This is a genomic window from Bacillus sp. FSL R5-0585, assembly GCF_038004545.1.
GTDB lineage: Bacteria > Bacillota > Bacilli > Bacillales > Bacillaceae_G > Bacillus_A > Bacillus_A cereus.
Genome location: NZ_JBBORJ010000001.1, coordinates 2,008,758 through 2,024,731, shown reverse-complemented (window position 1 = coordinate 2,024,731; position 15,974 = coordinate 2,008,758). Strand labels below are relative to the sequence as shown.

The window sequence follows — 15,974 nt, the reverse complement described above, 5'->3', positions numbered from 1 at the left end:
TCAAGTATAATAATAGGTTATACCTATCATTATTATATAAATAATTGAATTGAACAATGGTTTTAGAGGTTTTATAATCATCTTTATATAACAGAGAGGTTTGTAAAAATTAATCGAGAGAAAATACATGTAACACCTGTAAAGGAGGAAATAGAATGGCTAATGAATATCAATTATTATCTTTAAATATAGGATTACCAAAAGAGGTTACATACGGCGGAAAAGTAATTCATACAGGCATAAATAAGAAACAAGTAAAGGAACCGGTATATTTATCCTTTGTAAAATTTAATGGGGATGGACAAGCTGACTTAGTTCATCATGGAGGAGTAGATAAAGCAGTTTGTGTTTATACTGGTGATCACTATCCATATTGGAAAAAAGAATTGAATCAAGATTTTGTATATGGGGCTTTCGGAGAAAATATAACAGTTAGTGGTATGCGCGAAGAGGATGTTTGTATTGGTGATACGTTTGAGCTAGGACAGGCAATCGTACAGGTAACACAGCCAAGGCAACCTTGTTTTAAATTAGCAAAAAAATATAATATTCCAAAGTTACCACTATATTTTCAAGAAACAGGATATACAGGATTTTATTTTCGTGTATTAAAAGAAGGATGGGTATCATCAGTCGATACCTTAAAAAAACTACAGTCTGATCCAAAAGGTGTTTCAGTAGCGTTTGCTAATCGTATCATGCATAAGGAAAAACAAAATATTGAAGGGGTAAAAAGGATATTAGAAGTAAATGCACTTTCAAATAGTTGGAGAAAGTCTTTTGAAAAGCGTATACGTGGAGAAGAAATTAATACGAAGGAAAGACTTGAAGGGATAAAAGAATAAAAATATTTTATTATAAATAGTGTATTTCTATTAGTAAAAGCTAATTAGAAAGCGCTATTTTTATAAAATAAACTAATTAATATCCGAAAATCTTAATATTTTTTTATTCGACTTATTTTCAAATAGTCAAAACATAAAATTAATTAGACTTTTTTTTTATGTTTTATGATAGTATATTGATTGGTAAGACCTCTATTTTTAAGAGTAGGTCATATAAGTATATCTAATTTAATGGAATTTAACATTTGGAGGTACAACATGGGGAATGTTGAAAAATTGGCAAGTCTTCTAATAGAAGAACCGAAAAGAGAACAGTTATTTCCTTTATTTGAAGAAGTGTTTGGAATTAAAACTCAAACATTGAATGATTTTTCGGATAAAGGATATTGGGATGATACATATAAAGCTTTATCGTTTTTACAAGAAGATAAAGTGATTGCAAATGTTGCGGCATTTTCACTCCCATTATTAATTAATGGTGAAAAAATAAATGCGGCGGGTATTCAATCAGTAATGACACACCCTAATTTTCGTAGACAAGGGTTAATGACACAATTAATGGGTAAAATGATAGAAGAAATCGATAAGAAATGTGAATGTGCATTATTGTTTACGGAAAACCCTGAACTATATACAGCATTTGGATTTAAAGTTGTGCAGGAATATTTGATGACTATACCATATGATAAAAATATTAATAATAACGATTCACTACTTAAAAAGTTAGATTACTATAATATAGAGAATAGACAGTTAATACATGAAACTATTGATAGTAGCCAAAGACTTTCAAATAGTTTTTCAACTTTAAACTTCCATCCTTCATTTTATTTGAATATGTATGATTCGGAATGGAATGAGAAATTGTATTATTCAGAGAAACTAGATGCTCTAATCGTTTATGAAGTAGAAAATGAAAAGTTGAAATTATTTGGAGTATTTGCGCCAGTACTTCCGGTTTTAGATGAATTATGTGGAGAAATCAATGAAAGGTTTACGGAAATCGAATTTTATTTTTCTCCGGATCAATTAGGGGTTGAGGAAGTACAGTTTACAGAAGTACAGTCTAGCAAGTATTTAATGGTTCGAAGTGATAAAGAGTTAGATTTTAAAGGTTATAAATTCCCAGTATTAGCGGAGTTTTAAATGTCTATATAAATGCTTTATTATGGAGGAGCTATGAATATATCGTATATACCAGAACATATTGAGCAACTCACTATAATGAATGTACCTGAATACTATAAAATTAATGATAATCATGCGTTTATTGTCCGTTCGAAAGCAGAAACTGATTTTTGGCTTAAAACACATTATGGTTTTGAAGTAATGAATGGTCATGTATTTTATAATGAGATGATGACAGACTTTCAAGCTGAAGTTCAGTTACGTATGAATCCAAATTCAAAATTCGATCAAGCAGGTCTTTTTGTTATGATTTCGGAGAACTGTTGGCTAAAAACATCTTTAGAATATATCCCCGAAGGGCCATCTCACTTAGGTGCTGTCGTAACGAATAATGGATATTCTGATTGGTCAACGCAAGATTATCCAACTGAAGCAGCTAAGCAACAACTTCGTTTTCGAATTATTCGAAAACGCGGTGATTATACAATATATGTGAAAAAGAGCCATCAATGGGAACAAATAAGAATCGCTCATTTAATGGAGGATATAGGAAATGAGCCTATTAAAATAGGTTTTTACACGTGTAGTCCTTCTAAAAATAAGGGATTTGAGACTGAGTTTTTAAATTTTACAATTGAAGAATTATAGATGAAAAACCGTATTCTTTTCATTAAGAATGCGGTTTTTGTATTTACATAATATAAAGCATATGTATTGACCAGAAAGTCATTAATACTTATCATTTAATAATGTTAAATATTAATTTACATAATATAATAGAAGTAATGAAGAAATTACAAAAAATATCGCTTAAATAAGGAGGGATATGAATTATTCAGTGGTAATTTCATGGGAAAAGGAGACTATGTATGAAATCATTTCGTAAGTTATTACAGTATTTAAAACCATACATGTTCTTCGCTATTATTGGACCGCTATTTATGGTACTTGAGGTTGCGATGGACTTAATTCAACCGACTATTATGCAACATATCATTGATGTTGGGATTGCAAATCGGGATTTAAATTATGTAATAAAAATGGGGCTTCTTATGATAGGAGCAGCAGCACTCGGTTTAGTTGGAGGGCTTGGGTGTATGATGTATTCTACAAAAGCAGCTGTTAATTTCGCTACTGACATAAGAAAAGATGTGTTTGCGAAAATAGAAACATTTTCTAGTAATAATCGTGATTCATTTGGAACAGGTAAATTATTAACGATCGTGACGAATGATATCACTTCCATTCAATCAGCAATGACGATGACATTACGTGTTCTCGTTCGTGGTCCGCTGTTATTTATCGGAAGTATAATTATTGTTTTTGTAACAGCAAGAGAGTTATTTTCAATATTACTTGTAGTTGTTCCGATTTTATTACTTGCGATTATTTTAATTGCAAGTAAAGCAAGTGGTACATTTAAAAAGGTGCAAGAGGCATTGGACAAAGTGAATACAAAGCTACAAGAAAATTTATCTGGTGTACGTGTTATAAAAGCGTATGTAAGACAAAAATATGAAATCGCTCAATTTGGAAGTGTAAATACAAATTTAACGAAGATAAATATTCGAGCTGTGCAGCTTATTTCTTTAATGATGCCAATCATTATGCTAGTTGTAAGTGGCGGGATTGTCGCAACATTATGGATTGGTGGAGAAAAAGTATTCAATGGAACGCTTCAAGTAGGAGCGATTTTGGCATTTATTAATTACTTGAATATCATTTTAATGTCACTTATGTCGATTAGCATGGTATTTATTCAAATTGCGCGAGCTTTTCCATCTGCGGATCGTGTACAGCAAGTGTTAAATACCGAGGTTAATATTATAAGCGCAGCTAATGCAATCGAACCTGAGAAAATCGAGGGGAATATCGAATTTAAAAATGTTAGTTATAGCTATACGAAAAATAATGAATACGTTTTAAAAGATATTTCGTTTAGCATACAAAAAGGTGAAAAAGTAGGGATTATTGGATCAACTGGAAGTGGTAAATCTACCTTAGCGAAACTGTTACCACGTCTATATGATGTGGATCAAGGTGAAATATGTATAGATGGAATAGATGTTAAAACATATGATTTGCAAAAACTCCGTGCTTCAATAGGGTTTGTACCTCAGAAGGCTTTGTTGTTCTCAGGTAGTATAGAAGAGAATTTACGTTATGGTAAAGAAAATGCAACACATAATGAGCTGGAAGTAGCAGCTGCATCAGCTTGTGCGACTGAGTTTATCAATAAGCTGGAAGAATCTTATCAATATAATTTAACACAAGGTGCGACAAATCTATCAGGTGGACAAAAACAACGTGTATCAATTGCAAGGGCACTTGTGAGAAAACCACCGATTCTCATATTAGATGATTCTACATCAGCAGTTGATGCAAAATCAGAGGCTACTATTCAAACAGCTTTAAAAACAAAATATAAAGGCTCAACGACTTTATTAATCGCGTCCAAAATTTCTTCCATAATGGATGCGGATAAAATACTTGTATTAGATAATGGTGAATTAGTTGGCAATGGTACACATGAACAATTGTTAGAACGAAGTGAGGTTTATCAGGAAATTTATCTTTCCCAAGGTGGTAATTTTCATAAAGAAGGTGGGGAAGAACATGCGTAATTTTCAAGGGCAATTTGCTAATAAAGGTGGACGAAACACGCCAAAGATGGGGAAAGCTAAAAATGCTCAAGGAACTGTAATGCGGATATGGAACTATATGGGCTACCAAAAAGCTGCTCTAATGTTTGTTATATTTCTAGTCGTTGTTACTACTTTACTTGGATTATTAGGTCCCTATTTTATGGGAGTCATTATAGATCAATATATTGTACCGAAAGATTTAAGTGGTACAGCAAGAATGTGTATGTTACTTATCGCAATTTACGGTGTAACTGTACTGTTAACATGGTTACAAACATTTGTCATGATTAACGTTGCATTAAAAACAATTCAAAAAATACGACAAGATATTTTTGAGAAAATCCAAACGCTTTCTTTACGGTTCTTTGATGTGCGTTCCCAAGGTGATTTAATGAGCCGTGTGACAAATGATATAGATAATTTGAATCAAGCTTTGACACAAAGTGTTGTACAAATTATTTCATCAGCGTTAACTTTTATAGGTGTAACGATTGCGATGTTCGCTTTAAATTGGATTTTAGCAATTGTAACTTTAATTACAGTACCTATTATGTTTTACGTTACAAAAAAACTAGTTGCATATAGTGGTAAAAACTTTGCGAAGCGTCAAAAAGATTTAGGTGAATTAAATGGATTTATTGAGGAAGCAATTACAGGTGCGGATGTTACAACGTTGTACGGAAAAGAAAAAGAAACTGTACAAAATTTCAATAAAATTAATGAACAGCTAAGAGTTTCAGCTACGAAGGCTGATACATTTTCAGCTTTTATTTTTCCAAGTATGAACTTTATTAATAACTTAGGTATGGGGCTTGTCATTGGGACTGGATCAGTTATGGTTTTAAACGGAATGACAACAGTAGGAGTTATTGCGGCTTTTATTAATTATTCTCGTCAATTCTCAAGACCGCTAAGTCAATTTGCGACTTTAATGAATACAATTCAAGCGGCAGTTGCTGGTGGAGAACGTGTTTTTGAGATTATGGATGAGGTACCAGAAATTCAAAACAAAAAAGACGCATTTGTTGTACAAAATTTACAAGGGCATGTTGCACTTGAGAATGTTTCATTTGGCTACGCAGAAAATAAAACAATTTTAAAAGAAGTGAGTCTTAAAGCGCAGCCAGGAGAGACAATTGCTTTAGTTGGTCCGACTGGATCAGGGAAAACAACAATCATTAATTTGTTAACTCGCTTTTACGATATACAGCAAGGACAAATTCATATTGATGGAAAAGATATAAAAGATTATGATATTAATTCTTTAAGAAGTAAAATTGGAGTAGTTTTACAGGATACGTATTTATTTGCTGGTTCAATTATGGATAATATCCGTTATGGACGCTTAGATGCTACTGATGAAGAAGTTATCACTGCAGCTAAGGCAGCATCTGCACATTCTTTTATTAAGCATTTGCCAAATCAATATGAAACAGAAATTGCTTCAGAAGGATCGAATTTAAGTCAAGGACAAAAACAACTTCTTGCGATTGCACGAGCAATTTTAGCAGATGCAGATATATTAATTCTAGATGAAGCGACATCTAATATTGACACAAGAACAGAATTACAAATACAAGCAGGACTAAATAATTTAATGAGAGGTCGCACAAGTTTTGTGATCGCGCACCGACTTAAAACAATTGAAAAAGCAGATCAAATCCTTGTTATAAAGGATGGAAGAATTTTAGAAAGAGGGGATCATGAGTCTCTCATGGAAGATAGAGGGTTTTATTTTGATCTGTATACGAGTCAGTTTAAAATATAGTAAAAGCATTGATATGTTGCGGTTTCTCTTGAGAGGAGAAACCGCATTTTTTATATTTTTAAATATTACTATTCAAATGGTCTTTCACTACATATTTTAACAGCATCCTCCTGCATTCCAGGCAAAACATGTGAATAGCGATTTAATATTATGAACATATCTTTATAACTGAAGTGTTCAATTACAGTCTTTGGATGTATACCTTGTTTCAAAAATAGCGTAGCATGTGTATAACGTAAATCATAAAATCGAACCTTAAAAATCGGAATTTAAATAAAAAGAACGCTGTTAAAAGCGCTCTGAGACAAAATATATATTTAGAGAGGAATCAAGATAATATATGGATATTGTTTGAGAATGTTGTAGGTTTTAATGAAAAATAAAGCACACATATAAGTGTGCTTTTATGAACGCTTTAGATTTGTATGACTATATAGTCATACAATAAAATATGCTTGTTTAATATAAATGTGTGTCAAATCCATAAAAAGATATTGTGTATAAGGAACAATAAATGTTAATTAGCCAAGTCTTTTGTTTTTATCCTGCTATTTGCCGGGTAGTAAGACCCCACCTCAAAATTCAGCAGAAGCAAAGAAGTTAGGTGGGGGCTGGACTGCCTGTAAAAGCCCGATTGGTGAGGGCTGATTAAAGTTTCACTTTATTAACGAATTTGCGCAACTGTTAACGCTGCAGAACGAATATCTACTGTACCTATTACTTCAACGGGGACAATTTGAATTAAATCACCTGGGTTTAAGTTAATTAGAATGACGCCACTTGATACATCGACTTCACCAGTTCCGATAATATTAGAACGGACTGCGGTTCCGGATCCTGCAATAACATTAGTCGATGAATTTAATGTCAAGAAAAAGCGTGCTGCTTCTGGGGCTACTGGAACGTTATCAAGACTAATCGTTAATGTATAGCTAATTTGATAAATACCAGCTACCTGAATTTTAATACCAGTTCCAGTACTAATTGTATCATTGATTACAGGGACAGTAATGTTAGGATTTGGGCCTGTACTAGGTAATAGTAGTGGTGTAAATAATGTTGCAAATTGAGGTGAAGTAGCATTGAAGGCAAAACCTAGGGCAGGTAGTGTACTAGGTGCTTGTGCTTCACAATTAAAATTAGTGAATTTACGAATGGATGAGCGCATATTTTCACTCCTTTCTTGTATTTAGATTTCGTGAGTATTAACTTCACATTTTGGACAAGCATAATACAATATATGAAAATTTATAGTAGATAGTGCACAAGCATTACTATTACGGATAAAGCTATGAATAATAATAAATACTATATGGAAAAAGCAGTTAGCTAATTTAACTAACTGCTTAGTCGGTTCTCCAAGAGCAAATAGGCGAAAAATTATTGCGCTATATAAAAGATCGCTATAGATAAGTGCTCTTTTTGAGAGTGAGTATAAAATTCTATCATTCTATCTAGTATGTGCACTGTATTATGTAGTTGCTACTAAAATTGATGTGAATTTTTTAAAATTAGAGGTTTCTTTCAATGAAACCTCTAAAAAGACAACTAAATTTACGTTATAGTAAATTCAATTGCGATAGGAGTGCCTCCATCTAGGACTGCTCCTCCTACAATAGTAGCAGCTGTAGTAGTCACACCAGTAATAGTATCACCTGTTTGAATAACACCATTAATATAAAGTGTTAAAAAGGCATAAGAAGCAGGGAATGTTGTTACAGCACCAGTGTCATCAGTGAAGTCTGTGTTAGCAAAAGTTAAATCTGCACCAGCAGCAGTTCCTGTTGCGGCTGTACTTACAAATCGTCTTCCGGCTATAAAAGGTTTAACGATAGGCATTTATATTCACCCCTTTTTGAGAATTAACTTAGACAAGTTTTTTGAAAGTTTTGTCCTGTATCGTATATTATGCTGTGCTTCTACTAAGAGATACGGCTTGTATACTAGTAAATAAGTATAATTATTATGCGTTTTATAAGTTAGGTTCTTATAAGTAATTAAGTGGTTAAGGTTGGATTTTGTATATGGTATGTTTATGTTAAAAAAGAGAGCTCTTTTAGAAAGAGCTCTTAATCAAATTATTATCTTAGTGTTGGAGGGAAACTGGCAGCCTCAGTGACAGATGGTAGAAATAATTTACGTGGTATTGTAATAAATTCAAGCGCAATTTGCTTTGGATAAAAAAGTATTTGAGTTAAATCTAGAGCATGTATTAATAGTATCATGAAGCTTGTAAGAATGATAAAACTACCCCAAAAGAAACTTTTTGAAGTGTTGCGAAAATCTTTTATTAAAGAAAAGAATGAAAAATTTATACTTATCAGCCATTGTGATCCCCCTAAAGAACAGTAACTTATATTATACCGTATTTTTCAATATTATTATAAAAAGATTTTAAAGTGAATAATAAGAAAAAATAAAGCTATAACTTAAAACATTAGTTTAGGTTCTATTGTTTGAATTCTTTGTTTTAGAAGGTATATAATCTGAAATTGAAAATTTTCCAAATGAATTACCATTTTTTATTTCTAATCCAACATCAGGTGCTCAATGAAATGGTATGAAAGATTATAGGCTAGTGATACGAGATTAAATAAGAGGAATCTGCGTGCAGCAAGAGTTCTAGCTCAGATTTCTACTAGAGAAAAGTATTTAGTTGGAGTTGGTATGTTAATAAAAAACGGATGGATGTCGAAACTAAATATTCATGACATTAAGGACAAAGATCAGGAAATATAATTTGGTATTCTGGGAATAACCGGAGATCCGTAGTTAAGGTTGCATAGTATTTGTATTTTTTTTCTAATTTTTCAATTGTTGTTAAGTGATGAGAACCTAATCCGCGTCGTACACTATGTTGAGAAAGAGTCGGCCCAATTTGTAATTTTCGTTTTTTCATCGCATCGTTCCATGGACTATAAAAAAATTTAAAAATAAAAGCAGGTTCCATGTAAATGCTATAAGGATAATGCGAACCATGTCTCCCGACTCTATAGTTCCCGTGCGAATTATTGTGAATTAATCTACCGTTAAGATATAGTTGATTTGGATTAGGTTGAATTATTATGCCGTGATAACGTTGTTTAACAAGCGGAGAGCTATATCTTGGATTAGTGTAGCCATAAGTCGGTTCATCAATCATCATAATCATTCTTATTGAAAACATATTGCCGTCCATAGTGCTAAGTGATTTAAAAAATTGTTCTTTATTATAACAGCACAGGAATTCTGTCGTATTCAATACCATTTTCCATCCTGTAATTTCTCTTTCAATTTCCATAACTTCTTGATCAACTAAATAAGCATCAAATTCGAGTGATTTTGAGTTTCGTATTTCCCAATTAGGAGCGAATGTTTTACAGATTTCAACTGAACGATCAGTGGATCCACGATTAATAAGAATGCCATGATCAAATAGCTTTGTATGGTGCATTAACCACCATGGAAGTAAATATTCTTCATTGTAAAAATGAGAAATTAAAGTAGTCTTAATCAAAATCACCTCCGTATTTAACCTGCTTCTTATTTAATATGATATGGAAGGAAACCTATTGTTAGAAGGTTTCCTCTTAAAAGTTTTAAACCACATAGGGTATGTGGATGGATTAGTATATAAAGTAGTCTGATTGATAAAGGGTGGTATTAAAAAGTACAAAATCTAAAATGAGCATCGAATTAGTGTATAATGATTGAAACCGCACTGAAAACTAATAAAACAGCCATAATGATGTTGAATAATTGGTGATGTTTTACTAATAATTTTTGGAACATGGAACCAAAAAGGCTCCAACTAAATGTACTCAGTAAACCGACTATACCTAGAAATAATGAGAAAAGTAGAAAACTTGAATATGAATTGTAGTAAGGGAGTATAAAAGTAGAGACTACTGTGAGTCCGAATAATATTCCTTTAGGGTTAATAAATTGAAGGAAAATACCCACTGTAAATAAGTTTTTATTATTTTTTTCATTGTGACCGGCACCGCCTTTACTAGTAATTATTTTAAAGGCTAAATATAGCATATACGCGACACCTAAAATTTTTAAAGGAAATTCAATTATAGGGATAATATTAATTAATACAATATTAAAGAAACTGCATAAAGAAGTGAGGATGAAAAAACCGAATGCTACTCCAAAACAAAAGTTTATGCTTCTCTTTAATCCGTGTTGATTTGCGTATGTCATAGCTAAGAAATTGTTAGGACCAGGTGTGAAGCTACTTATAAATACAAATAACAAAAAAGAAAATATAGGCATTTCAAAACCTCCTGATTTTTTGTATGTTATAATGACCAAAAAGAACAGTATAACGTGTGCTTTTTATTATACATAACGGTCGTTATATTGTATACAGTGTAGGAGTGTTTTTTATGGAAGAAATTCAACTTATTCTGGCAAAAAATTTAAAATCAATACGTGAAAAAGAAAAATTAAGTTTAGAAAAGGTCTCTCAATTAACAGGTGTAAGTAAAACAATGATTGGACAAATAGAAAGAGGAGATTCAAGCCCGACACTAACAACAATATGGAAAATTGCTAATGGTTTGAAAGTATCCTTTACCTCTTTAATCGATAATCCGCAGCCTGATACGAAAGTAGTTTTACGAAATGATGTTCAAGTATTGTCTGAGGACAATGGGAGATATAAGGTGTATCCCTCATTTCCTTTTCGAGATGATAGGAACTTTGAAATCTATATGGTTGAAATTGATACAGAAGGGAAATTAAGTTCAGAAGCGCATAAAGAAGGAACAGAAGAGTTTATAACGGTATTTGAAGGGGAATTGACAATTGACATAAATGATTGTCAATATACGTTAAATAATGGAGACTCAATTCGCTTTAAGGCGGATAGACCGCATACTTATACTAATTCAGGAAGAACATTAACTCGGTTAAGTATGACTATTTATTATCCAGCTTTATAAGCTGGCAATAATATAAAGAGTAAAAGTAAATGTGTATTGTTAAAACCATCTATAAGAGATGGTTTTGTTTTTTTGAATATAAAAAAAGACACTCAATTGAGTGTCAATATAGTATTGCTCTCGCGTATAGGATTGGAGATGTTCCTCAAATACATATTGAGATGGTCTGTAAAGAAGAAACAATCTTCATCTTTAATGTAACATCGACATGGGTGAAGTGTAAATTGATAATATATATACGGAAAATTTAGTATAGATGTTTTCTACTATGGATATAGTAAAATTTATTTTTATTACTTAATCACTATCGTAATATTTATCAATTGAGTATTTAGATTGTTTATTATAAAAAGAATGAATCATTTTTTAATCAATTCGTATAATTGTAAGAGAGGCACCTGTTGATCCGCCTCCAACTAAATTCACGACGGATAATATACCAAATAATTGTAGTGAGATTGTATTACCAGCATTTAAATTAGTAATTAAGTTATTACTATAATTTGAAGTAGATAAAGTGGGAGAAAAAATAGAGCCAGGAATTGGCGTAGAAGCGTTTAATAGTAGTCTAGTTCCAGCAAGTAGAGCGGTTGTCGTATTAACTTGATAGGTTAAATGATATCTTCCAGTTACAGGAATTGTAAATACGTCATTTGAAGCGTTAACTGTAAAATTACCGAGACTTTGGTTATTTGCAAGTGGAATGTTTGTTCCTCCTAATACGACTGAAACAGAACCACCTGATGTATTATTAGCGAACATAGAGTTTGTTGTAACGATTGAACCAGTACTCCCGGTAGGTCCAGTACTTCCGGTAGGCCCAGTACTCCCGGTAGGCCCAGTACTTCCAGTAAATCCAGTACTCCCGGTAAGCCCAGTACTTCCAGTAGGCCCCGTAGGTCCAGTAAGCCTGTAAGGGAAAATAATGTCAAGGGCCATTGACATTATTTCTTTTTTTCTAATTTCATTATTATCTTGAATATAAATCACCTCATCTTTTTAAATAAGAATGTAATAGATTTAGTACTTTTTAAATAGAATGATTAATTTATTATATTAATTAAAGCGGTTATAGCAACGGTAAAATGTTTAATATATGTAATAATTCTTTGGGAAGAAAAAAGAGAATAGTTATAAAGTTATTCTTTAATGATAGGGGTCATAATGATGTGTATGAATTAAAAAACATGTGGAATGAGGTATTAAATTGAAACGCAATGACAATTTATCATTGAATAAGGGGATGATAGGACCAGAAAATATTGGACCTACATTTCCGATTCTTCCACCAATTTATATTCCAACAGGAGCAACAGGCCCGACCGGAGAAACGGGGCCGACCGGAATAACAGGCCCAACCGGAGAAACGGGGCCGACCGGAATAACAGGCCCAACCGGAGAAACGGGGCCGATCGGAGTAACAGGACCGACTGGAATAACAGGACTAACCGGAGAAATGGGACCGACCGGAATAACAGGACTAACCGGAGAAACGGGGCCGACCGGAATAACAGGCCCAACCGGAGAAACGGGGCCGATCGGAGTAACAGGACCGACTGGAATAACAGGACTAACCGGAGAAATGGGACCGACCGGAATAACAGGACTAACCGGAGAAACGGGACCGACCGGAATAACAGGAGAAACCGGAGGAACGGGGCCGATCGGAGTAACAGGACCGACTGGAATAACAGGACTAACCGGAGAAATGGGACCGACCGGAATAACAGGACTAACCGGAGAAATGGGACCGACCGGAATAACAGGACTAACCGGAGAAACGGGACCGACCGGAATAACAGGAGCAACCGGAATAACGGGGTCGATCGGAGAAACGGGGCCGACCGGAATAACAGGCCCAACCGGAGAAACGGGGCCGACTGGAATAACAGGAGCAACCGGGGAAACGGGCCCAACCGGAGAAACGGGGCCGACTGGAATAACAGGAGCAACCGGGGAAACGGGACCAACTGGAGAAACCGGATCAATAGGGATAACGGGACCGACGGGAGCAACAGGTCCTACTGGGGGCACTGGTCCTATAACCACAACCAATTTGTTATATTACACTTTTGCAGATGGAGAGAAACTTATATATACAGATGCTGACGGGATACCTCAATATGGTACAACGAATATTTTGTCTCCTAGTGAAGTTTCTTATATTAATTTGTTTGTTAACGGAATACTGCAACCACAACCATTATATGAAGTGAGTGCTGGTAAATTAACTTTATTGGATACGCAACCACCATCGCAAGGATCTTCAATTATATTACAATTTATCATTATTAATTAAAAGGACAGTTCCTTAATGAAAAGGAATCTGTCCTTTTTGTTTTATATTTGAATAGTTAAAATTAAGTGAAGGTACATTCAATTTCTAGCTGTTATAAATGGTTGAATGATAGGAATTTTAACTTCAATCCTTTTCATAGTGTATTGGAATAAAATATAAAATGAATTTTTCAATATAGTATATGAGAGTTCTCTATAATACAAACGGCTTCATGTTTAAAAAAGAGAACACAATCTTAGTAAAGAAATAAGGTATATTTATATGAAAAAAATGGCACTGTTAATTGTTGAGTATATTCAAATTAATATGTGTATTTAAACCTAAGAGATAAACGTGGAAAAATAAAATAAACTCTTAAGTTTAGGTATTTAATCTAAGCAGTCAATTATTAAAAACATATAATTAATATGTGAGTCATGAACATAATTAAATAGCGTTTGCAAGTTTAATTATATTTCATGTTTCCTATTTTAAGTCAATATATAACACATACTCTTTTACAACTTTATGATCCTTATAATAGGAAAAACTCAAATATAAAACAAGTAAGGAGGACATAAATGACAAGTAATAATTGTTTCGGTCATAACCACTGCAATAATCCGATTGTTTTCACTCCAGATTGCTGTAACAATCCACAAACAGTTCCAATTACTAGTGAGCAATTAGGTAGATTAATTACTTTACTAAACTCTTTAATTTCGGCTATTGCAGCGTTTTTTGCAAATCCAAGTGATGCAAACAGATTAGCTTTACTCAATTTGTTTACTCAACTATTGAACTTACTAAATGAATTAGCACCTTCTCCAGAAGGGAATTTCTTAAAACAATTAATTCAAAGTATTATTAATTTACTACAATCTCCTAACCCAAATCTAAGTCAATTACTTTCTTTATTACAACAATTCTACAGTGCTCTTGCACCATTCTTCTTCTCTTTAATTATTGACCCTGCAAGCTTACAACTTTTATTAAACTTATTAACTCAATTAATTGGTGCTACTCCAGGAGGCGGCCCAACAGGTCCAACAGGTCCAACAGGTCCAGGAGGCGGAGCAACAGGATCAACAGGAGCAACAGGATCAACAGGAGCAACTGGTGCAACAGGAGCAACAGGTCCAACAGGAGCAGGAGTAACAGGAGCAACTGGAGCAACAGGTCCAACGGGAGCGACAGGTCCAACAGGCCCAACAGGAGCAACAGGCCCAACAGGAGCAACAGGATCAACAGGTCCATCAGGAGTAACAGGAGCAACAGGCCTAACAGGAGCAACAGGAGCAACAGGAGCAACAGGAGCAACAGGAGCAACAGGTCCAACAGGAGCAACAGGTCCAACGGGAGCAACAGGTTTAACTGGTGCAACAGGCTTAACTGGTGCAACAGGAGCAACTGGTGGCGGGGCTATTATTCCATTTGCTTCAGGTACAACACCATCTGCGTTAGTTAACGCGTTAATAGCTAATACAGGAACTCTTCTTGGATTTGGATTTAGTCAGCCTGGTGTAGCTTTAACTGGTGGAACAAGTATCACATTAGCATTAGGTGTAGGTGATTATGCATTTGTAGCACCACGCGCAGGGGTTATTACGTCATTAGCTGGTTTCTTTAGTGCAACAGCTGCTTTAGCTCCATTATCACCTGTTCAAGTGCAAATACAAATATTAACTGCACCTGCAGCAAGCAATACGTTTACAGTACAAGGCGCACCTCTTTTATTAACACCAGCATTTGCCGCAATAGCGATTGGTTCTACAGCATCAGGAATCATTGCTGAAGCTATTCCAGTAGCGGCTGGAGATAAAATACTACTGTATGTTTCATTAACAGCAGCAAGTCCAATAGCTGCAGTTGCTGGATTTGTAAGTGCAGGTATTAATATCGTTTAATTTGTTACAATGTTTAGTAGGAAATTAAACAGGGGTTTGTATATAGTCCTTCCTAATAAATTTAGGAAGGACTATATTTTTTGAGGAAATAAGTAATAAATCAATTGAACAATTACTCTTTATTAAGTTCGTATAAAAAAGTATAATTTACCCTTTCTCATTTAAGGCATAAGTTATGTAACTTTAAAAATTTCCGATCAGCAAAAAAAGATGAATTCTTTTAAAAAAGAATTCATCCATAAAATAAACTATTTATTTTTATTACAGTTACATCCTTTTTTCTTTACATAGCCTTGCTCGGCTAAGTCTCTTTGCGATTGGGAATTGGAAGATTGAGAATTGGAAGATTGAGAGGATGCTGAAGAGCTACTATTTTTATTATAAGAGTAGTTTTTTCGATAGTTATAATTACTCATAGTACTATCACCTCCAATTTAATATATAAATATTATATGTATGTACACTATCAATT

At 33.7% G+C, this 15,974-nt stretch carries 14 protein-coding genes; 8 read left to right on the top strand and 6 right to left on the bottom strand.

What is annotated here, in order from left to right; genetic code table 11:
* The first annotated feature begins 155 nt into the window (after nucleotides 1–155).
* The 5 genes from MKY38_RS10330 to MKY38_RS10310 all read left to right on the top strand — a co-directional run bounded on the left by MKY38_RS10330 (nucleotide 156) and on the right by MKY38_RS10310 (nucleotide 6,386).
* The gene (locus MKY38_RS10330; RefSeq protein WP_114555636.1) at nucleotides 156–845 is read left to right on the top strand and encodes an MOSC domain-containing protein; all 690 of its coding nucleotides are present in this window, start codon (nucleotides 156–158) and stop codon (nucleotides 843–845) included.
* Between the two features lie 258 nt (nucleotides 846–1,103).
* On the top strand, nucleotides 1,104–1,991 hold the full coding sequence (locus MKY38_RS10325) for a GNAT family N-acetyltransferase (protein ID WP_070180122.1): 888 nt from the start codon (nucleotides 1,104–1,106) through the stop codon (nucleotides 1,989–1,991).
* 33 nt (nucleotides 1,992–2,024) lie between these two features.
* Nucleotides 2,025–2,621 (top strand): DUF1349 domain-containing protein, encoded by a 597-nt coding sequence (locus tag MKY38_RS10320; RefSeq protein WP_065223686.1) that lies wholly within the window; start codon nucleotides 2,025–2,027, stop codon nucleotides 2,619–2,621.
* A gap of 221 nt (nucleotides 2,622–2,842) precedes the next feature.
* Nucleotides 2,843–4,597: an ABC transporter ATP-binding protein gene (locus tag MKY38_RS10315; protein ID WP_065223687.1), complete on the top strand. Its 1,755-nt coding sequence runs from the start codon at nucleotides 2,843–2,845 to the stop codon at nucleotides 4,595–4,597.
* Nucleotides 4,590–6,386 carry an ABC transporter ATP-binding protein gene (locus tag MKY38_RS10310; RefSeq protein ID WP_065223688.1) on the top strand — a complete coding sequence of 599 codons (1,797 nt, stop codon included), beginning with the start codon at nucleotides 4,590–4,592 and terminating at the stop codon, nucleotides 6,384–6,386. Before MKY38_RS10315 ends, MKY38_RS10310 begins: the two co-directional genes overlap by 8 nt.
* Before the next feature lie 664 nt (nucleotides 6,387–7,050).
* Here the strand turns inward: MKY38_RS10310 and exsF are convergent.
* From exsF to MKY38_RS10285, 5 genes are all read right to left on the bottom strand, one after another.
* Nucleotides 7,051–7,554 carry an exosporium protein ExsF gene (gene exsF / locus MKY38_RS10305; RefSeq protein WP_001257881.1) on the bottom strand — a complete coding sequence of 168 codons (504 nt, stop codon included), beginning with the start codon at nucleotides 7,552–7,554 and terminating at the stop codon, nucleotides 7,051–7,053.
* Between the two features lie 386 nt (nucleotides 7,555–7,940).
* Complete coding sequence (locus tag MKY38_RS10300; protein WP_001123247.1) at nucleotides 7,941–8,225, bottom strand: DUF4183 domain-containing protein; 285 nt, start codon at nucleotides 8,223–8,225, stop codon at nucleotides 7,941–7,943.
* 242 nt (nucleotides 8,226–8,467) lie between these two features.
* Entirely contained in the window at nucleotides 8,468–8,710 is a 243-nt protein-coding gene (locus MKY38_RS10295) for a hypothetical protein (RefSeq protein ID WP_137050369.1), read from the bottom strand.
* A 389-nt stretch (nucleotides 8,711–9,099) separates the two neighbouring features.
* A complete protein-coding gene (locus MKY38_RS10290) occupies nucleotides 9,100–9,882 on the bottom strand; it encodes a glycosyltransferase family 2 protein (protein ID WP_070180125.1) in 783 nt (260 codons plus the stop codon).
* Between the two features lie 179 nt (nucleotides 9,883–10,061).
* Nucleotides 10,062–10,646: a LysE family translocator gene (locus tag MKY38_RS10285; RefSeq protein WP_065223690.1), complete on the bottom strand. Its 585-nt coding sequence runs from the start codon at nucleotides 10,644–10,646 to the stop codon at nucleotides 10,062–10,064.
* A gap of 56 nt (nucleotides 10,647–10,702) precedes the next feature.
* Between MKY38_RS10285 and MKY38_RS10280 the strand changes: the two genes are divergently transcribed.
* Nucleotides 10,703–11,317, top strand: coding sequence for a helix-turn-helix domain-containing protein (locus tag MKY38_RS10280; RefSeq protein ID WP_137050368.1), 615 nt, complete (start codon nucleotides 10,703–10,705; stop codon nucleotides 11,315–11,317).
* Between the two features lie 366 nt (nucleotides 11,318–11,683).
* Here MKY38_RS10280 and MKY38_RS10275 read toward each other — a convergent pair whose 3' ends face one another.
* The gene (locus MKY38_RS10275) at nucleotides 11,684–12,307 is read right to left on the bottom strand and encodes a BclA C-terminal domain-containing protein (protein WP_078385345.1); all 624 of its coding nucleotides are present in this window, start codon (nucleotides 12,305–12,307) and stop codon (nucleotides 11,684–11,686) included.
* A 217-nt stretch (nucleotides 12,308–12,524) separates the two neighbouring features.
* On the opposite strand from MKY38_RS10275, the gene MKY38_RS10270 reads away from it, so the two are divergent.
* Together MKY38_RS10270 and MKY38_RS10265 are read left to right on the top strand one after the other, a co-directional pair.
* Entirely contained in the window at nucleotides 12,525–13,616 is a 1,092-nt protein-coding gene (locus MKY38_RS10270) for a DUF4183 domain-containing protein (RefSeq protein ID WP_341048911.1), read from the top strand.
* Between the two features lie 560 nt (nucleotides 13,617–14,176).
* A complete protein-coding gene (locus MKY38_RS10265) occupies nucleotides 14,177–15,502 on the top strand; it encodes an exosporium glycoprotein BclB-related protein (protein WP_341048908.1) in 1,326 nt (441 codons plus the stop codon).
* The last annotated feature ends 472 nt before the right edge of the window (nucleotides 15,503–15,974 follow it).